The organism is Ruegeria sp. BG3 (assembly GCF_056538485.1).
Genome location: NZ_JBQFTE010000012.1, coordinates 54,930 through 73,893, shown reverse-complemented (window position 1 = coordinate 73,893; position 18,964 = coordinate 54,930). Strand labels below are relative to the sequence as shown.

The following is an 18,964-nucleotide window of genomic DNA, read 5'->3' as shown; positions in this document are numbered from 1 at the left end:
GGGGCCTCGGCGCGCTGATCCGGCTGCTCCGCCCTGTCGCGTTCATAGAAGATAAACTCATCAACCCAACCGAATATCTTGTTCGACTCGGGTCCATGCGGCTCAGGGGGCGGAGGCGCAGCTTTGGCTTTCACCTGCGCCCGCTCGACCTCGGCCCACAAGAAGAACAACCCACGCCGCGTGCCGTTGAGATGCTCGGGTATTTTGACCCACACCACTTGTGAGGATTTGCCTGCTTTCTGCTCGATTTTAGCCCCCGGGTTTCTAACGCCCTTTGGCCAAAGGATAGCAAATCTAGGTGAATCTGCCAATTTTTTCGAAGCGCGCAGGCAGAAATCCACTGGAAAGTCTCCGATTAACACGTTTGAATATAAGTGAAATTCTCGCAAGCAACCAAAGGTGGTGCTACTGACGGGCACCGCCACCTAGGTGCTTTCCGTTTTAGAGGAGTAAAAGCCGATCCACAAAAACCCGGCATGGACGCACAAGAGTTTCGCTTGGATACAAGTCTTCCGCTATGGGCGAAAATCACTCTAGTCCATTCCTTCGATCTCTCTGAAAACAGTGGTGAGCCGTGCAGGACTGCGTGGAGAGAGATAATTCAAAGGGTTAAGTCGGCGAACCTCAAATTTCCACCCACTGAAATCATTGGCCATTCTGGAGCTTTGACGAACCTCGCATGGTTCCCAACACAGCAAAAAGCCGCTGACGGGGCTGCCACCCGCGTCAACGGCCAATTCAAAAAGTTTGCGGGTAATCAATATCATCTCGCGGCCTTGACTGCAATCGCGGGAGGTCTCGATGGCTAAACTAAATCGGTTCGAATGGCTAAAGGCTGTCACACAGCGTAGCGACCTTAATTCCTCCACAAAGGCAGTAGCGACGGCTCTGGCAGTTCAGTTCGCGAATGACAAAACAGGCGAGCTGAACCCGTCCCAGGAAACCTTAGTCGAATATCTCGGCAACTTGTCGCTAGCGACGATCAAGCGTTGCATCCGTCAGCTCGTTGAACTTGGTTGGCTGTTTCGTACTGAGGGGCGCGGCGCTGGCAACTTCACCAAATATGACCTTCGCGCCCCCTGCAAAATCATCCCGTTTCGCCATAAGAAAAAGGGATCACCAGCGAGCCTTTGCGAAGACGAAAAGGGGTCACTGGTGACTCACAAAGCGGTCACCAGTGAGCTTTCCTATATAGAGGAAGAACAATCCCAAGAACAAAAGGCTGAGGTTGAACCGGATTTGCCCGACGAAAGGCAATCCGATCCATCGCAACCATACGGCGAGCAATTGATCTTCGTTCCAAGAGGCATCTGCTTTGTTCGGGATTGGGATAAGCGACTGGAATGCGTGGGTATGCAAACACTCGAACGCAGCCTGCCTTTGTCTCGACGCAAGCATCATCTCGGATTTTGGCTGCCCGCCCGCACTCCTGCACCAATGGACAGCGCTGAATGGCGATCACAGCTCCGGTTTGTTCGAGCTGCGATAGCCGAGGCTCAGAGTGTTGGCGAGCGGCGTTTGGCAGGCTGAGCGTAGAGATTCCGGGGCTGTCTGCCCCGGACCCCGAGGATATTTCCCGAAGGTGAGAGACATGCTGGAAGAGAAATCGGCGCTGGATGAAGCCTATCGTCGGCGCGTTACCAAAACGAAAGGCGGAGGCGGTTTCAGCAAGCCACGGCCCACTGGCGACGCTAACGGCAGTGACTTTGTCATTCTGAGAACGACCAAGATCAAGAAGCTTGGAAACATGGGCGCAAGCCTCCAACACACATTCAGAGAACGCGAAACACCAAACGCGGACGATGCACGGCGAACGCAGAACCAAGTGGTTATGGGCCCTGACAATAGTCAGGAGGTACTGGACGCATGGAAAGCGAACGCGCCCGAGAAAGTGCGGAGCAATGCGGTTGTAGGCATTGAGTACTTAGTTTCGGCCAGCCCTGAAGCGATGGCGCGGATGAGCCGATCAGAGCAAGACGAGTACTTTGCCAAGAGTATCAACTGGCTGAAAACCCGACACGGGGCTGAGAACATCCTGTCAGCAGTTATTCACCGGGACGAGACCACGCCGCACCTGACCGCCATGGTCATGCCCAAAGATACGAGAGGCAAGCTGAATGCCCGCCACTTTCTCGGGGGCGCATCCAAATTGCGCGAAATGCAAAGCGACTTTGCCGAGCGCGTCGGCAAATCACATGGCCTGATCCGGGGCGTTCAGGGCAGCAAGGCAAAGCATCAACGGGTCAAATCCTACTATGCAGCGCTGAACCGCTCCGAGGCCGAAACCATCCAGCTCCCAGCTCGGCAAAAGGGCAGCATGATGGGTCGCGGCGGCGAAACCGACGAAGAGTACCGTCAGCGTATATCTTCCACCGTCAACGCCATAGTTCGCGGCGCAGCCGACCGCACACATGCTCTGATCGAGGAACTGAGAACGCGGGCAAACCAGGACGAAGCACTGCTTCGCGCCCTAAAATCCGAACGCGATGTGGCGCGCGAAGACGCCGAGCACATCAAGCAAATGGGCACAACGATCTATGCCGTTGAACGCCTTCTCAACGCGTTCGAGCGTGAGGCGAAACCTATTGAGCAAGAGGCTCTGGCGACGGTTGCGCAGGCGATCACAAGCTTGAAGGTGAAGCCAGCCGAGGAAGTCCAAAAAGATATTTCTCAGCGCCTCATAAGCCTTGGCTACCGCGAATTTTCGGACCGCAAAGCGGATCAGACCGATCAACACCTAGACGAGCTGGGGCACGCGCCACCTCAGCGCAACGACCCAGGGCGGTCACGATAAAACACCTTTCAATTTCTTGGAGATCAAAATGCTTAGAAAACAAATTGCCTCCGCGCACAATTCCAGTGTCTCAGCTATGCCCGACAACCTAATTCTCTGGGCCGAAATTGGTGGTCAGAAGAAGGTTGTTGCTCAGCGGTATCGCTCGCCCAAGGGCAAACTCCGCATCGACTGGTTTGTGTCTCAGCACCAACGCCGAAACCTTCTCAGCGTTTACTTGCAAGATGCGAACCCGCCGAAATGACCGCGGCTATGAGCAAGACCAATGTGATGCGATTGCGCCTAATGGCAAGGGCCTGGTCACGTCTGTGCGGCGGCTATGGCTTTTGGGGCCAATGGCGGGGCGTAATGAGATGCGTCTGGATCGTCAGCATTTCATGGACCGTTCTTGTCGCCGTCCCCCGCTTGTTTCAGCTCAGTCGCCAAGGTGGCTGCCGGTCTGTTGGATGCCCCCTTACCGCTGATGATTTGCAGGTCCTGGTGGCGCTCTCAATCCCGCTAGCCGCCGGACTCCTGATCACCGAACTGCTGATCAAGCCATGGGCGCGTTCAATGGCAGTTTCTGACGAGCTGCGATCCCTTGCCGCCAATGGGAAGCCGGAGGCGGCACTCGCATTGGCTGAGCTCTACGCAGATCGAGGCGCAGACAGCCAGTCAAAACTCTGGATGGCCAAGGCCGCTGAGCTTGGCCACCGAACCGCAATCAAACAATTGAAAAGGTACAAACTATGAAGCTGAATCTATTTCTCACCGCCGCAACCATCGCCCTGGCTCAGCCTGCATTCGCGCAAGGTGTCCCGGTGATTGATGCCACCCAGATTGCGAACGCGAAGCAACAATTTGCACAAGAAATCGCACAGATGGTGAAAGAGCTGGAAGAGGCCAAACGGCTGTATGATTCCGTCAACGGCATCACCGACATGGCCGATATCGCCAACGCTCTCAATGATCCGAAGGTGCGGGAACTTCTGGGGCCGGAGGCATCAGAGATTGCCAGTTTGCTTGAGGTAGATATAAACGGTCTGGGCGACCTGTCCGGCACTGCTAACAGATATCTGGATCATACGCGTGTCACCTCGGCCGATATCTCCGCAGAAGAGTTCTACCGGCAAGAGCTGGACCGTATCGGCGCGCAATCGGCCCGTGATGCGGCTCTTGGCGACCGCATCGTACAGTCCGCAGATGACCGCCTTGCCGGGCTGGAACGTCTGCGGCAGGCGATTGGTGGGGCCTCGACACAGAAAGAGATCGATGCGCTGTCAGCACGTCTCCAGGTCGAGACCGCAATGCTCCAGAACGACACCAATCGCATTCAGGGTTTGGCCATGCTGCAACAGGCTCAGGCCAGAGTTGAGGATCAGCGGCAAACAGAAACTCTGCTGATCAACAGCCAGCAGAACGTTGCGATAGCCCAAGAATACTTCGGAGACTGAGCATGAACAGATTGGTCATGATGGTATGTCTTGTCGCCCTCACCGCGTGCAAAGAAGAGGAAAACAAGACCGTTGAATACTTCACCGACAACCCCACGGAACGAGCTGAATCTCTGGCGAGCTGTGAAACGCAGGACGCCGCCCAGGCCGATGCGAACTGCACCAATGCGCAGACCGCCGAAAGCATCGCTGAGAGCGACGCGAACCTCGATGCTGCTCAGAAATACTTTGGAGATTGAGCATGTGGCAAAACCTCTATAGCGACTTCATCGACGCCATCACCAACACGGCAAACACCATTGCGGGCACCATGTCGGCGGAGCTGACTGCGCCTCTGACGGCTGCAATGACGCTCTACCTCATCCTTTATGGCATCGGGATCATGAAAGGAGCGATCCAGGAACCTGTTTTGGACTTCGCTGTTCGTGGGATCAAATTGGCGATCATCTGGAGTCTTGTATCTTCGGCAGGGGACTATACTGCGTGGGTGGGCGACGTCATCAACAGAGACCTGCCCGACTTTGTTAATGCGTTGACCGGCGGCTCCGGTACCGGACAGTTGCCCTCTGATCCAGTGTTCTCAAAATCGGTAGGAGTCGCCGAACGCGTCTATCAGCATCACGTGTCGCAAGGTCTCGCAGGCAAAATCATTGGGCCGGTCTACTATGCAATCGTTATGCTCTTAGGTGGTGTTATCCTCTCTGGCGTGGCGCTAGTGTTTTCACTTCTGGCGACAGTCGGCCTGACGATAATGGCGGCGATAGGTCCGCTGTACATCTGTTTTGCGCTGTTTGATGCCACACGCGGCTGGTTCTTTTCTTGGTTGGGGCAGATATTGAACTTTCTTATGTTCAAGCTGTTGCTCTACGTCCTGTCGCTCGTCATCATCTTGATGTTGGAACGGGCCGTGCTGCAAACTGACGTTCTTACGGCGACACTGGCTATGTTCTATTTCGCAGGCGTCACCGTCACCGGTGTCATCTTCTTCTTTCTTCTGCCCTCTATCGCCGCCTCGCTGTCAGCAGGTGCCCAGGCGTCCACCGGAGCGCTTCAAAGAGGGGCAGAACGATATCTTGGTCGTCGCCTGCCGGGCGGCGGAAACGGAAACAACCCAGCAGGGAGCGCTAGCAGACGATGACTAAGGGAAACGACCATAGTTTCACCCGAGCTGATATTCACGGACCTGAAGCCAAATCCACAGCCAAAGCCAAAGTTAAGGCGTTGAAAGAAGTCCTTCGTCGCCACGGCGAGACACCTGAAGGCCAAGCTAAGATTCGCGAATTGCTGAAATCGCTCGGCATAGATGTTGAGAATGCGCAGGCTGGCACAGAAAATCGGATGCAGGTTAGTACAGAGGCCGTGTCCGACGAGGAGCTTTGGGAAAATACGCCGGCGCAATGGCGGCACTTACTGCCTCCCGAAATTGTGGAGCGCTTCAAAGAGTAAGTGGCACGGTGACCCTGCAATAGGTTCGCATCAGCTAGCCTTAAGCACACCAGTCTTATCTCCAGCTTCCAGCCGAATCCTGTAAAATGCTCCTTATTTGGTGGAATTTTTTCACACTTTTTAAACACGAGAATCCACTTGTCTAATATTTTTCCACCTATTGGTTGAATTCGACTGCCCGACGTGATAACTTAGCCTTAACCAAGATGGGAGACCGCCATGATTACTGAGTTTGGTAAGGCACTAAGAAAGCTGCGCATCGAGGAGGATGAACGCCTTCTCGATATGTCCAAGCGCATACAAAAATCTTCCGCATTTATCTCGGCTGTTGAACGTGGCGATAAAAGTCCACCGATGGATTTCGAAGAGCTCGTAATTTCCGCCTACAAATTGACAGAAGGTGCTGCCAACGCACTTCGCAAGGCCGCTGACGCTTCTCGCAAAGCCTTTACGATTGAACCGAAATCATCGCTGGAACGAGATACTGCTGGGTTGATGGCACGAAGAATGAATTCACGGATGAACACGCTCTCTCCCGATGAGCTAGAGAAAATCCTGGCCATCTTGCGTAAAGAGGGTAGCGAGTGATGAGCGATGCTTACGACTATAGAGTAACCCCGCTAAAATGGGCGCAAGTGGATGGTGTTGCGTACCGTTTGCGAGAGCTACTTCACTTGACAGACAAGCCTTACTTTCCAGTTGTGGAAGTGTTGGAAAAAGTGCTTCCCCAAGTAGTTGGCGATGAAGCGGATTTCAGCTTCCAGGTCGGCACGGTTGACGAAATGGGCAACGCAGAAGGTCTGACATGTCCCGAAGGATCATTCATTCGTATTCGTGAAGACGTGTACGAAGAAGCCTGTTTGGGAGGCCGGAGGCCCCGCTACACCCTAGCGCATGAGCTGGGCCATTTCTTGCTCCATACCGGTCAGAATCAACCTTTCGCGCGTACCAGTGGATATGAAAAGCTGCGGGCTTTCGAATCTGCGGAGAAACAAGCTGATCGATTTGCGGCCACACTGTTGATGCCGGAGCAGCACATTATGGCTTTCGACAACACAGACACCATAATGGAGCGTTTCGGTGTATCAAAAACAGCTGCGAGAATTCGTCTCGAAAAACTAGGGAAAGGGATAGCTATCTGACAAAGAAGGCTCAGGTTGCAGCCCGAGCCCTCATATGAATTCTGATATCGTGCATAAGGGGCTAGACGATGCAGAGCCTCCCGTGAATGCAAATCAGTCTCCTAGCAAAGGCTGCTTTAGCGCATTTCGGGTCAAATGGCAAGATACGCCCCGAAGAGGATAGTGAAATGACGAAGCGTTCTTTCACTCCGCCGCCCGGATACCGGTATGTCTTTCGCCCTTGGCGAACATGCCCCAGCTCCGGCCAACGCCTCTACGCGAAAGCGTATGGGTTGCGCGCATGGCCTATTCTGATCCCAGAATGAGCCGATGCCTTGAAATCACTAGCAGGCGGTACGCCGCCTGCTTTTAAGTAGCACTTGCCGAAAAGGAATAAACACATGGCAAAGAAAACATTTAAGGTTGGTCGCAGCGCTAAAACGGGCCGGTTCACAACCGTCAAACAAGCGAGGATCAAAAAAGCCACGCATGTTGTTGAGACCATAAAACGCAAAAAGTAAGTTTGAATGGCTGCCTATAGGCGGCCATTCAACACTTCCCACTACGCTATCAGCGATCAACCGCAGAAGGTGTTGAGTTTTTTGGCGCATTCTCGCAACTGATTTGCCACGCAATCCACTTGCACTGATGGGTGGAGTTGATATTGCGGCAAAAAATACTCGGGAGCATTAATTGGGGATACTAATAGAAGGAAGGAAGGTGATCGTCGATCACCGGGTACCTGACCACCTCCATACCACACATAATGGCAACCCCACTGAGGAAACAGTCGATGGAATGTTGGTACACAGCATCTTCAAGAGGCTGAAAAACTCGCAGAAATTATCCAGAGATCGCGGGCAAAAGAAAGTTGGCGACAACTGCCCTCTAGTCTATGCCTTGAAGGGTAAGCACGAGCTTGAAACAAGTATTGGAAGTATCAAGGCGCTGCTGGACGATTTCCCTTTGATCCTTGATGAAATATGCCAAAAACTTGCGTCAGATTTTGATGCGGTCGTGCCAATGCCGTCGAGCTTTCCATTGGCTAGATGCTTGGCAACTCGAATTGGCAGGCACACTAGTTCCACAGTCCTCGATGGGATGTTTCGCAAGTCAACCAATCAAGAGGCGGCCGCTGCGATCGAAGCTCGCTTTCAAGCTAACCCGAAGAGTTTTCCTCGTGACGACGCAAAGCAGCTAAGGAACTCATTGAAGAGGACCAGAAAAACGCCCAACGACAGCTTTTCTGCCAAGAATGTCGGCATTGGAATCAGGCAGCATTTTGAACCGCTACAACCTGAATGCTTGCCAGCAAACAGAGCGTGTCGGCTACTCTTGGTTGACGACCTTCTGGCCACAGGTGAAACTTTGCTCTGTGCGAGACGGCATTTGGTTGCAAATGGTTTCCAACAACCGATACATGCTGTAACTTGGTTTAGTAGTGTTTAGATGTGGTTACCCCTGCGTTCGAACAAAACGACGAAGTATTTTTGACTCGACAAACCGTCCAGTATATGAGCATATAAAGTCTGAGCGTGTTTGATGTGCCCCGCTCATTAAAGATCAGAAGCATACCGCGTAGCGCTCCACAGCCGGATCGTAAAGGTCAAGATGTGGGAAACTGGCAGCGGCAGTTGAACTATGGAGAAGGCAGGCTAGGCGCCTGCTTTTTTCTTTTAGGCAGCAGGCATTGCAGATCTTCATGTTGTGATTGACGATCTAATGCTACACGCTTTTGGTGGCCGAAAAGAAGTGCATTGCGGTCAATTGCTGCACTTTATCATAAGGTCAACATTTCAGCGTAGTCTCTCATTGACCCGATGTTTAGGAAGACGGGGTTCAACGGGAAGCTTGACTTCCGCCTAGGTCGAAATACCACACGAACTTCCTTTTGGTAGGTGTAACCAAAGTGTTTCGCCAGCATTGGCTCCCGAAATTTCGAATAGTCCCGGTAAGGATCGTAGTAGATCACAGGCCCCGCCTCTGGCACGAAGTCGGGATGCCGCGCAAGAAATGTGGTTATGAGCCGTTGTTTGAAAAGTTCTGGGTTGTGGATCACGATAGCGGCATCGGCGTTAAAATCAGTCGGCATCCGGTAGTGGATACTGTCGCACAGGCTAAACAGGTAGTAGTCATCAAACACTAGGGGCAGCACCACGTCGTCGTCATCGTAGGCTTGTCTCATTCCTTGGAACTCTAGGTGCGTCTTTCCGGCTAGCCGCTCGTGATATGTAGGAAGAAAAAACGTCCGGCTCGTTTCGTCGTCCCGGACGGCGTCAAGAAATCCTGCGTCGTTGTAAAGGCCTGCATTAGCGAGCCGTAGTTCTCCCTGGTTTAGCATAGGCTCCAAGTGTCTACGCTTGCCATACTTGACTAAAATCGGCTTTGACGGAACTCTAAAGCCTTCAAACAATCGAACGCCTAGCGGTGTACCGTCTTCAAAATACTTAGTTATTGGAGCGGTTGCCCGCTCAATTAATTTCGGCGTAGGCATTGCGCCGGTCCTGAAGGCATACTCTTCTAATAGGTGAGTGAAGGCTTCCATAAACTCAGGATTTGTATTCAGAGAAACAGGCCTAACCTTACCATCCTCGCCAAGCTCTGCGACATTACGAAAAACGTGACAGAAACGCTCATCGAGCCGTTCATCTGGTGCGCCCAGTAAGTATGGGTTCTGAGCATACACATGCCGCCAGTAGTCATCCCATCGAAGTCGTTGGGAGGGCCCAGCCCTGCGCTCCAGCTGCGTTTGTCGATCATGTGCAATTGCTCGACGGGCGCGCAGTTCTTCAATCGATACTTTTCCCATGGCTGGGACATAGGCGCTATTTGCGCGAAGCGAAAGCCGGTGGTTCGAAGTTCATGGGCGACAGCCTATTCGGGCTTCATAAGGCGGTCCGCAGATAGTTTTCACCAGCTTTCTCACCTTCATGAAATATCCTCGGGGTCCGGGGCAGACAGCCCTGAAAAAAGTGGCGCGCATCGCGCGGCAGCATTAATTATTAAATTGTGTACTCACTACACAATTTCCGAGGAAATTGTAGGTTTGCCAATATGCGGTTCCGAAACATGATTTAGAAATCAATAGCTTATAGATTGGCGAAGCAAACAGGAGTAACCAAGTCTAGGTATTAGTCCTTCTCGTCTGTCTAAGCGCATTCCTAATGGCAGCTCGGGCTTTACGTGTTGCTGCCAACTCTAACCAGCCAGGTTGTGGTGACTGGCCATCAGCGGTGATGATCTCGACCAATTGCCCGTTCTTGAGCCGAGTCCAAAGCGGCACCCGAACCCCATCTATTTTACTCCCTACGCAAGTATGGCCGATTTCAGTGTGGATGGCATAGGCAAAGTCAATCGGTGTCGCTCCGCGCGGCAGATTGACCACTTCGCCATCTGGTGTGAAGCAGAATACCTGGTCGGAGTTAAACGCCGGTCTATCCGCGTCGAGGAAGTCTTCGTTGCCCTCTTCGATACCAAAGGGCAGGGTTAGGTTAGCGATCCATTTCATAGGATCCAAAGCAAAAGGGTTTTTCGACCGAACACCGTCGCGATAGGTCCAACAGACTGCAACACCAATTTCAGCCACTTCATGCATTGCACGCGTTTGAATCTGCGCTTCGATCCGTTTCCCGTCGCTGTCCAAAACCGCTACATGGATCGAGCGATAGCCATTCAACTTCGGCTCGCTAATGTAGTCTCTAAAACACCCCTGCACTGGTCGCCAGCATCGTTGGACAACCTCTGCAGCTCGATAGCATTCTTCTTCAGTTTCGGTAATGATGCGGAACCCGCTGATGTCTGAAAGGCAGGAGAAAGCCACATCATCTTTTTCCATCTTGCGCCAGATTGAATAAGGCTTCTTTGCACGAGCAAACACTTCTGCCTCGATGCCAGCATTCGCCAGCTCATCGCGGAATTCGCCGGTAATGCGGTGGACCACACCGGCGGTTTCGCGCTGTAGCGTTATGTAACGGCGGATGATTGCCTGGCGTGCTGCGGGATTGAGTATGCGAAAGGCGAGGTCTTCCAGTTCCTCTCGCATCCATTGCATACCCAGCCGCCCGGATACCGGCGCGTAAAGATACATCGTTTCTTGTGCTTTGGCGATTTGCTGTTCAGGCCGCACGGCCTTAATCGTGCGCATATTGTGCAAACGGTCGGCGAGTTTGACTAGAATGACCCGCAGGTCTTTTGACACGGCCATGATCAGATTGCCAAGGTTTTCGGCCTGTTTTAATTCACGGTCGGTCAGTTGTAGATTGGTCAGATTGGTGGCGCCCTCTACCAGCCTGGTAACCTCATTCCCGAACATCCCGGCGACAGTTTCATAGCTGGCTTGGGTGTCTTCGATCGTGTCGTGAAGCAGACCTGTGATGATGATTGCATCATCCAGTCGCTGCTCAGCCAAGATGGATGCAACGGCGACTGGATGGGTAAAAAAGGGCTCGCCGGAATGGCGGAACTGCCCGTCGTGCATCTTCTTGGCGAATTCGTAGGCCTTTGTGATCTGTTCTGCATTTGCCTTGGGATTATAATTGCGGACTAAGTTAATCAGGTCGTCTGCACTCAAGCCATCTATCGGTTCTTCGAAGGTTTCTTCGGAAATTAAAGGCCCACTTCCTTCCTCAGAAGGAATCTGAGGAGCGGGCGATCGTACATCTATGGCTCTTTCCAATATTGGGCCGGTCGCCTCAAATGAACTAACTTGGTCTGGTCGGAGCACAACGTGGCGTATCCGAGTACCTTGGAAAGAAACACCGGTTATGTCACTTCTTCGAAGATCAAGATAATCAAAGTATCCATATTTAAAGAACGTTCCCTTGTCATATCCGAGTTTGTCTACAACGCCAACTGGATCAAAAAAACTATCTTTTAGTATCAGGTCGACAGCTTGGGTTTCCTTGTCAGATAGGCGAATCGTGTCGTTCATGTTTTTATCGGAGCTCGGCTAAGCAAGTATGCGCGTTCATCTTTTGCGAGACGAAGGCGAAGTATGTTTGCGATAAAGTGTCGCCGCATGTTCGATCTGGCCTGATCCTGTTCCGTTTTCTCTTGCCATTCACCAATCGGTCGAAAATCAATCTCGAAATCATTCTTGTCGGCCTCCACGGTCAAATACATTTCGCTATCGGTTTTGTGCATTGCCGAAGCGAGACGTGTCAGATCGAGAGACCCAACCAGGACCTCACCGCGACCAGCCTCAACCATCCATCGACCTGCACAAGCTGGGTCGTCAGAGACACGAACACCCTCGGCTCGCGCATAAGGGTCAGTCTTGTCCGGAGCAATCAGGGTGACAATTGGAGTTATCGGGCCGTCTGCTTCCAGTTGTATGTCCGCCCGCCTTAGACCAATTATGGCAGATCCAATTTCCCTCACTGCATGCTTTTGGGGAAGCTTCCACTTTTCGTCCGCACACCAACTCGCCTCCACGCGCAGCGTACGGCTGCGCCGGAAGGCCACGCGGCTACAGGATACTTCATACTTTTCATGGCCATCATCGTCTGTTGTGTTGGAGATAGCTCGTGCTGCCGGTTCACTGGCAATGATCACGAGTTCTGTGCTGTTGTATTCATCTGAAAGAATACTCCCTGGAGTCACGTCAATACCGGTGATTGTTTTTACAGCAATGCAAGTTTCCCGCGAAAGTGGAATCGTCTTCGAAGGAGCAAGCCGCTTCCAATCGTTCCATGTATTCTTGCTTTGAGGCAGGGCCTTTAGTGCGTCAGAGTGCCCTCGAAGCGTGAGAATACCCTTGACACTCTCTATGAAGACACGATCGCGCTCCACGCCCTTTTGCTTTTTGAGGCAATCCTGCCAGGCGTAGTATGCTGAGGCGAGCTTCCGCTTTTGTACGTCATAAACGGGTTCCAATGTAGAAGCAGCTCCTAAATTCTTTTGGTGTTGTGCTTCCAATTTGAACGATTTGTAGATCTTGCGTCTATACTCGATCAGGAATCCGGTCGTTAATTCGAAAATCCGGTCGTCAAAGCACCACTAGCCCCGCTGTCTCCGGTCGTCTTAAGTTCATAAATCCTCTGTATCGAAACAGAGTAAAGGTACAAAAAATGGAGATTATTGAGCGTGTGCCCGACATGGTGCAGTCTGTATCCGCGGTGGCGTCTTTGTTAGTAGGAGTTCTGACCTATCGGTATATGAAGAAGAAAGACGATGGAAAGTAACCACATCGCATAGTTTCTGCCTTCCTCTTGGTTGGGCCTTTAAGTTGTCCGGGTTTGGCAGATTTCACACAAGTGTAGCGATCCCAAGCGCCGCGAGTTCCTGAACACGAAGCATAAGGTTACAAGTTGGTCGAACTAGACAGAATGTCTGAGTAATCGAGCAAAAATCGAGTTTGATTTGAGATCAATTTACTACTGATACTCGGACACTCGTGTCTGCCATTTTTGGAGTCTGTCTATTCTTGTTTGGATCGCCCTGATGTTGGATGATGGATTGGCCTTCGCCGATACGGACTAATGGGAATGTTTCCGCGAGGCTCGTAACCTTCGTTTGCAACTAAATTGAATGTCGCTCATCCGCAACTGACCCTTAAAACAGAGGTGGGTCGATACCAACGTGCTTTTTGATTAAGCGGTGAAACATTTCGGACAAAAAGACACTGACAAAGCCCACCCCAGCAATGATTGCTAGGCATACTGTGAAAAGATCCCACCTCCACGCTTCTGTACCAAAAATAGCGACAGAGACGCAGCCAGCTACCATCAGCAACGATGCACCGCTTACACGTAAAATCCTAACCCACCTGAAGACAGCCACTACAAAGTCATCCGGCGCTTTAAATTCGTATTTCATTTCATAATCCTAATCACCGCCGCCGCCTCGTCGCTCGCTGGCGTGCCCTTTCGCACAGACTGCTCAGCCACATAGCCAGTCAATTGAGCAACTTTTTCATTAGAAAGCTGTTGTTCCATCTCGGAACACTCATTGAGTACCGCCAGTGCTGCCTCTTCAACTACGCGGGGCAATTGAAGCTCCACAGGATGCCCATCTCCGAGAAGGAGCCAGCGGATATCTATCTCGAACAATTGACAAAACTTAACTGCTGTAGCCACAGGAAGCTCGCGTCGGCCAAGCTCGTAGAATTTGTAAGTCCGATCCGCAATATCGAGCTTTGCCGCCATGACAGACTGCGTGAAACCATGCTTTTTGCGAATTTCGAGCAATCTAAGCCCGATACCACTCAACTCCATTGACAGGCCGCCCCGTTTGTACACATAAGTTATCAAATGACAACTTATGATCGATTCTGCGTCATTCTGTGTGATCCTAGCTCGAATGATCACAAATGGTAAGTAGTGAGGAAACGTATGACCATACATCTCGAAAGTCCCAAAGAACTGGCCGAGCGCGTGGGCATTTCAGTCTCAAACATCCGCTATCTCATTAAGGAAGACATGTTGGATCACATCTATACGGCTCCGGGCAGGAGAAACCCCAAAATACCTTCGGGCGCATGGGAGCGGTACGTTGAGAAGTTCACCATCAAAGCAGAAACCAGGCTTTCTAAAGTATCCAAGTAGAGGAAACGCTATGGCTATGCCCCGCGCTTCGTTAACACAAACTGAACTTACACGTTACCTTAAGGCATACCGAGATGCTGGCATTCCCGTGGTTCGCTCCGAGATAAGTCGCGACGGAAAAGTCGTGATCTATAGCACCGAGGACCCTCCCCAGGGAGATAACAACCCATGGGATTGAAATTAAAACGCCAGAAACAATTTCCCGGCGCGACGGCATATTTCGACCGGCACGGCAAGCGGCGTTGGCGATTTCGGAAGGGTGCTTTTTCAGCCGAATTGGGGAGCGAATACGGCTCCAAAGAGTTTATCCAGCGATACGAAGACGCTGTGAATGGAAACAAAACGCGAGGGCAGACCGGGGCGGACCGTGTGCAACCATACAGCATCAGCAAACTCGTCGCGCTCTGGTATCGCTCACCTGAATTTCTGGATCTTGAAGCAAGCACACAGAAAGTCTACCGTGGGATCGTCGAAAAATTCCGTGAGGAACACGGCGACAAGCCAGTGCGACTGATGCAACGTCGGCACGTTCAGTCGTTGCTAGCTGATAAAGCAGAAACACCGGCGGCAGCAAACAACCTGCGCAAGCGGCTGATCCAGTTAATGGATTTCGCTGTCTCGTTGGACTGGCGCAGTGATAACCCTGCACGGGCTACGAAACCATTCCGCGTGGGCGGTGACGGCTTTCATACTTGGGACGAAGATGAGCTGGCGCAGTTCTTCGCGACTCACAAACAAGGATCGCTAGCACATACGGCAGTTACGTTGATGCTCTACACCGGTGCAGCGCGGGTTGATGCGGTGAAGCTGGGGCCAAAAAACATCCGCGATGGAAAGATCGGCTATCGGCGACAGAAGACACAACGCTCTGGTGGCGTGCTGGTTTCCGTGCCGATCCACCCGGACTTGGCCGAAGTGTTAGAAGGGTTGCCTGGGGACCGCCCTTTTCTTGCCACTCAGAAAGGGAAAGTGCGCTCCGCCGGTGGGTTAGGGAATCTCATGCAGCGCTGGACAGAGGACGCGAAACTACCCCAGTGCTCCGCCCACGGCCTGCGCAAGGCCTGTGCGCGTCGTTTGGCCGAGGCTGGAGCCACTGCGCATGAAATCGGTGCAGTTACCGGCCACAAAACGTTAGCTCTCGTGCAACGCTACACCGAGGCCGCAGGTCGCGAGGGGATGGCCGATTCCGCGATTGAGAAACTGATCGCTCGCCCCAATGGTGAGCGTAACTTGGCGAACCCTCCGAAGAGGTTCGTCAATTCTGATACCAAACCCAAGCAAGGAAAGGGAAATTTATGAAAAGTGGTGAGCCGTGCAGGATTCGAACCTGCGACCCACTGATTAAAAGTCAGTTGCTCTACCAACTGAGCTAACGGCCCACTCTTTTGTCTGGATCTTTACGATCCGTGGCGCTCTTTAAGGCATTTTCCCAACCGGGTTCAAGACCTTATTTTGCACCTCGTTTCGCCGGCGTAATCAGTGTTTCCGGCGACCCGATAGGCGGCCTAATTAGGCAGGTGGCGCAGGGGGGTCAAGCCCTTTTTTCAGGAATCTACGCCACAGGGTGGATTCATCGCAGGACCAACGTTATATGCCCGCCATGCAACAGAGACTCGATACCGGTTTGCCCTTCATGAAGATGCACGGGCTGGGCAATGACTTCGTTATTGTCGACGCGCGCGCGCAGGCGACGCCGATCAGCGCTGCATTGGCGAAGGGAATCGGACACCGGCAGTTTGGTGTGGGATTCGATCAGTTGGCCGTGATCGAAAACGGAGCGGCCGACGCGCATCTCGTGTTCTACAACGCGGACGGGTCGACCTCGGCCGCTTGCGGGAACGCCACACGGTGTATCGCCCGTTTCCTGATGGAAGAAAGCGGCAAAACAGACCTGACCCTAACAACCGAGCGCGGCACCTTGTACGCGCGGGATGCAGGCAACAGCCTGACCTCGGTCAATATGGGACAGCCTCAATTGGACTGGCAGGACATACCTTTGGCTGAAGAGATGGACACGCTGGAACTGCCGATTGAGGGCGCACCCTCGGCAACAGGCATGGGCAACCCCCATTGCACGTTTTTTGTGGACGACGCCGAAGCGATTCCCCTGGTCGAGTTCGGCTCGCGGTACGAACACCACCCCCTTTACCCCGAACGCACCAATGTGCAGGTGGCGCAGGTGATTGGACCGGACCACATCCGTATGCGCGTCTGGGAGCGTGGTGTGGGCATCACGCTGGCCTCAGGGTCCTCGTCCTGCGCCACGGCTGTTGCTGCGGCCCGGCGCGGTCTGACGGGGCGCAAGGTTCAGATCGAGCTGGACGGCGGCACAATCTGGATCGACTGGCGCGAGGATGGCGTCTGGATGACCGGGCCGACGGCCCATGTGTTTTCGGGCACTCTGACCCCGGAATTCCTGAGGTCACTGGGATGAGCGCCCCGAAATTCACCACTCTGGGCTGTCGCCTGAACGCCTATGAGACTGAGGCGATGAAAGAGCTGTCTCAGCAAGCGGGTCTGCAAGATGCGGTGATCGTGAACACCTGCGCTGTGACAGCCGAGGCCGTGCGCAAGGCCCGGCAAGAGATTCGCAAGCTGCGCCGAGAAAACCCCAACGCGCGCCTGATCGTGACCGGATGTGCCGCGCAGACGGAACCGCAGACCTTCTCGGCCATGGACGAGGTTGATGCCGTGATCGGCAATACCGAGAAGATGCAGCCTGATACCTGGAAAGGCATGGCAGCTGACTTCATCGGCAAAACCGAAACCGTTCAGGTCGATGACATCATGTCGGTCACCGAAACGGCAGGGCACCTGATCGACGGGTTCGGCACCCGCTCACGCGCCTATGTGCAGGTCCAGAATGGCTGCGACCATCGCTGCACCTTCTGCATTATCCCCTATGGCCGCGGGAACTCTCGCAGTGTACCCGCTGGTGTGGTCGTGGATCAGATCAAACGGCTGGTCGACAAAGGCTATAACGAGGTCGTCCTGACCGGTGTTGACCTGACCTCATGGGGCGCTGACCTGCCCGCACAACCCAAACTGGGCGATCTGGTCATGCGCATTCTGAAACTTGTGCCAGACCTCCCGCGTCTGCGCATCAGTTCGATCGATTCGATCGAGGTGGACGAAAACCTGATGCAGGCCATCGCAAGCGAGCCTCGCCTGATGCCGCATCTGCACCTGTCTCTGCAGCATGGCGACGACCTGATCCTGAAGCGGATGAAACGCCGCCACCTGCGCGATGACGCCATCCGTTTCACCGAAGAGGCGCGCAACCTGCGGCCCGACATGACCTTTGGCGCTGACATCATCGCTGGCTTCCCCACGGAAACCGAGGCGCATTTCGAAAACTCTCTAAAACTGGTCACGGACTGCAACCTGACCTGGCTGCACGTCTTCCCCTACTCCAAACGCGAAGGCACGCCAGCGGCACGAATCCCACAGCAGGTCAACGGCAAGATCATCAAGGACCGCGCCGCCCGCCTGCGCAAAGCCGGAGAGGCGCAGGTCGCCAAACACCTCTCGGCCCAGATCGGTCAAACCCATCGCATCCTGATGGAAAACCCGCAAATGGGCCGCACCGAACAATTCACTGAGGTCAGTTTCGACACCCCCCATCCCGAAGGCCAGATCATCACCGCGACGATCACCGGACAAACAGCAACCCAGCTTCAAGCCTGATCCTTTCTTCATCTGGCCAAAAATACCTCGGGGTGAATTGGCCGCAGGCCAAGAGGGGCTGGTCCCACTGCCCCCTGAAAAAGAAAAACCCCCGCAACCGGATAGGCGCGAGGGTTTTCAGTTTCAAAAGCTCAAAAGCTTCACTGCTCGCGCAGCTTGCCTTTGTGCGGTGCCCACAGGCGCTTGTTGACCAGATACAGCAGCACCGACAGGACGGTCAGGAAGATCACGCCGACAAAACCAGCGTTCTTTCGGTCCGTCAGCTTGGGCTCCGCAGCCCACATCAGGAAAGCTGCAACGTCTTCGGACATGGCTTCGACAGTGGCCGCGTGGCCATCGGCGAATTCAACCTGATCTTCGGACAGCGGCGGGCCCATCGAAATCCAGCCTCCGGGGAAGGCCTTGTTTTCGTACAGGATGGTGCCTGCCTCTTCCTTCTCTTCACCAGTGTAGCCGTCCAGCAGAGAGGCGATGTATTCCGCGCCGCCCATGCCTTTGACCAGCTGGTTGATGCCAAGACCATAGGGGCCGTGGAAGCCCGCGCGGGCTTTTGCCATCAGGCTGAGGTCCGGCGCGCCAACACCGTTATTCGCCGGGAAGTGGTCAGTCGGGATCGCCGGGCGGAAATCGTCCAATTCGGGGTCGAAAACCTCGAAATTGTCCGCCGCATAAGTGATCACCTGCTCTTCACTGTAACCTAAAGCTTCCAGATCGCGCAGAGGAACGTATTGCAGGCCATGGCAGGCCGCGCAGACTTCGGTATAGACCTGAAGACCGCGTTGCAGCTGGTTCTGGTCCCAGGTTCCAAACGGACCCTCAAACGAGAAGTCGAAATCCTCGATATGAGTGTCATAGTCGCCTGCCGCAAAAGAAGCGGCAGGGGTAAGGGCCAGGGCAAACGCAGCGCCGATTGCAAGTTTCTTGAACATGTTTCCGGTC

20 protein-coding genes, 1 tRNA gene and 1 pseudogene are annotated in these 18,964 nt (G+C 53.5%); 15 read left to right on the top strand and 7 right to left on the bottom strand.

All coding sequences use genetic code 11. The annotated features are described in order from the left end of the window. The first annotated feature begins 374 nt into the window (after nucleotides 1–374). The 11 genes from ACR0AI_RS18580 to ACR0AI_RS18530 all read left to right on the top strand — a co-directional run bounded on the left by ACR0AI_RS18580 (nucleotide 375) and on the right by ACR0AI_RS18530 (nucleotide 8,243). Nucleotides 375–809 (top strand): hypothetical protein, encoded by a 435-nt coding sequence (locus tag ACR0AI_RS18580; protein ID WP_480676239.1) that lies wholly within the window; start codon nucleotides 375–377, stop codon nucleotides 807–809. Further along, nucleotides 802–1,530, top strand: a complete 729-nt coding sequence (locus tag ACR0AI_RS18575) for a helix-turn-helix domain-containing protein (protein WP_480676237.1) — start codon at nucleotides 802–804, stop codon at nucleotides 1,528–1,530. Before ACR0AI_RS18580 ends, ACR0AI_RS18575 begins: the two co-directional genes overlap by 8 nt. A gap of 61 nt (nucleotides 1,531–1,591) precedes the next feature. Next, complete coding sequence (gene mobV, locus ACR0AI_RS18570; RefSeq protein WP_480676236.1) at nucleotides 1,592–2,794, top strand: MobV family relaxase; 1,203 nt, start codon at nucleotides 1,592–1,594, stop codon at nucleotides 2,792–2,794. A gap of 252 nt (nucleotides 2,795–3,046) precedes the next feature. After that, nucleotides 3,047–3,526 carry a hypothetical protein gene (locus ACR0AI_RS18565; RefSeq protein WP_480676232.1) on the top strand — a complete coding sequence of 160 codons (480 nt, stop codon included), beginning with the start codon at nucleotides 3,047–3,049 and terminating at the stop codon, nucleotides 3,524–3,526. Continuing rightward, the gene (locus ACR0AI_RS18560) at nucleotides 3,523–4,227 is read left to right on the top strand and encodes a TrbJ/VirB5 family protein (RefSeq protein ID WP_480676230.1); all 705 of its coding nucleotides are present in this window, start codon (nucleotides 3,523–3,525) and stop codon (nucleotides 4,225–4,227) included. Before ACR0AI_RS18565 ends, ACR0AI_RS18560 begins: the two co-directional genes overlap by 4 nt. A gap of 2 nt (nucleotides 4,228–4,229) precedes the next feature. After that, nucleotides 4,230–4,466, top strand: coding sequence for an EexN family lipoprotein (locus tag ACR0AI_RS18555; protein ID WP_480676228.1), 237 nt, complete (start codon nucleotides 4,230–4,232; stop codon nucleotides 4,464–4,466). 2 nt (nucleotides 4,467–4,468) lie between these two features. After that, entirely contained in the window at nucleotides 4,469–5,365 is an 897-nt protein-coding gene (locus ACR0AI_RS18550; protein ID WP_480676226.1) for a TrbL/VirB6 family protein, read from the top strand. Beyond that, nucleotides 5,362–5,673, top strand: coding sequence for a hypothetical protein (locus ACR0AI_RS18545; protein ID WP_480676224.1), 312 nt, complete (start codon nucleotides 5,362–5,364; stop codon nucleotides 5,671–5,673). The genes ACR0AI_RS18550 and ACR0AI_RS18545 overlap by 4 nt, the downstream gene beginning before the upstream one ends. Nucleotides 5,674–5,892: 219 nt before the next feature. Then, nucleotides 5,893–6,261 carry a hypothetical protein gene (locus tag ACR0AI_RS18540; protein ID WP_480676222.1) on the top strand — a complete coding sequence of 123 codons (369 nt, stop codon included), beginning with the start codon at nucleotides 5,893–5,895 and terminating at the stop codon, nucleotides 6,259–6,261. Then, nucleotides 6,261–6,815 (top strand): ImmA/IrrE family metallo-endopeptidase, encoded by a 555-nt coding sequence (locus ACR0AI_RS18535; protein WP_480676220.1) that lies wholly within the window; start codon nucleotides 6,261–6,263, stop codon nucleotides 6,813–6,815. Before ACR0AI_RS18540 ends, ACR0AI_RS18535 begins: the two co-directional genes overlap by 1 nt. Nucleotides 6,816–7,514: 699 nt before the next feature. Beyond that, nucleotides 7,515–8,243, top strand: a complete 729-nt coding sequence (locus ACR0AI_RS18530) for a phosphoribosyltransferase (protein ID WP_480676218.1) — start codon at nucleotides 7,515–7,517, stop codon at nucleotides 8,241–8,243. 331 nt (nucleotides 8,244–8,574) lie between these two features. Here the strand turns inward: ACR0AI_RS18530 and ACR0AI_RS18525 are convergent, their stop codons facing one another. From ACR0AI_RS18525 to ACR0AI_RS18505, 5 genes and pseudogenes are all read right to left on the bottom strand, one after another. Next, nucleotides 8,575–9,603, bottom strand: coding sequence for a hypothetical protein (locus ACR0AI_RS18525; RefSeq protein ID WP_480676216.1), 1,029 nt, complete (start codon nucleotides 9,601–9,603; stop codon nucleotides 8,575–8,577). A gap of 327 nt (nucleotides 9,604–9,930) precedes the next feature. Continuing rightward, a pseudogene (locus tag ACR0AI_RS18520) lies at nucleotides 9,931–11,364 on the bottom strand (RelA/SpoT family protein); the annotation flags it as partial. Nucleotides 11,365–11,720: 356 nt separating this feature from the next. Next, a complete protein-coding gene (locus tag ACR0AI_RS18515; protein WP_480701431.1) occupies nucleotides 11,721–12,668 on the bottom strand; it encodes a hypothetical protein in 948 nt (315 codons plus the stop codon). Between the two features lie 678 nt (nucleotides 12,669–13,346). Then, nucleotides 13,347–13,610 (bottom strand): hypothetical protein, encoded by a 264-nt coding sequence (locus tag ACR0AI_RS18510; RefSeq protein WP_480676212.1) that lies wholly within the window; start codon nucleotides 13,608–13,610, stop codon nucleotides 13,347–13,349. Further along, the gene (locus ACR0AI_RS18505) at nucleotides 13,607–14,008 is read right to left on the bottom strand and encodes a helix-turn-helix domain-containing protein (protein WP_480676210.1); all 402 of its coding nucleotides are present in this window, start codon (nucleotides 14,006–14,008) and stop codon (nucleotides 13,607–13,609) included. The genes ACR0AI_RS18510 and ACR0AI_RS18505 overlap by 4 nt, the downstream gene beginning before the upstream one ends. Nucleotides 14,009–14,125: 117 nt before the next feature. Here ACR0AI_RS18505 and ACR0AI_RS18500 point away from each other — a divergent pair, with 117 nt between their 5' ends. Then, nucleotides 14,126–14,338, top strand: a complete 213-nt coding sequence (locus tag ACR0AI_RS18500) for a MerR family transcriptional regulator (RefSeq protein WP_118069224.1) — start codon at nucleotides 14,126–14,128, stop codon at nucleotides 14,336–14,338. 168 nt (nucleotides 14,339–14,506) lie between these two features. Further along, on the top strand, nucleotides 14,507–15,637 hold the full coding sequence (locus tag ACR0AI_RS18495; protein ID WP_480676208.1) for a site-specific integrase: 1,131 nt from the start codon (nucleotides 14,507–14,509) through the stop codon (nucleotides 15,635–15,637). Between the two features lie 4 nt (nucleotides 15,638–15,641). Here ACR0AI_RS18495 and ACR0AI_RS18490 read toward each other — a convergent pair. Beyond that, nucleotides 15,642–15,717: transfer RNA gene (locus ACR0AI_RS18490), tRNA-Lys, on the bottom strand. 212 nt (nucleotides 15,718–15,929) lie between these two features. Between ACR0AI_RS18490 and dapF the strand changes: the two genes are divergently transcribed. Beyond that, nucleotides 15,930–16,772: a diaminopimelate epimerase gene (gene dapF / locus ACR0AI_RS18485; protein ID WP_480676206.1), complete on the top strand. Its 843-nt coding sequence runs from the start codon at nucleotides 15,930–15,932 to the stop codon at nucleotides 16,770–16,772. Then, complete coding sequence (gene mtaB / locus ACR0AI_RS18480; RefSeq protein WP_480676204.1) at nucleotides 16,769–18,025, top strand: tRNA (N(6)-L-threonylcarbamoyladenosine(37)-C(2))-methylthiotransferase MtaB; 1,257 nt, start codon at nucleotides 16,769–16,771, stop codon at nucleotides 18,023–18,025. The genes dapF and mtaB overlap by 4 nt, the downstream gene beginning before the upstream one ends. A gap of 140 nt (nucleotides 18,026–18,165) precedes the next feature. Here the strand turns inward: mtaB and ACR0AI_RS18475 are convergent, their stop codons facing one another. Further along, nucleotides 18,166–18,954: a cytochrome c1 gene (locus tag ACR0AI_RS18475; protein WP_170644066.1), complete on the bottom strand. Its 789-nt coding sequence runs from the start codon at nucleotides 18,952–18,954 to the stop codon at nucleotides 18,166–18,168. Between the last annotated feature and the right edge of the window lie 10 nt (nucleotides 18,955–18,964).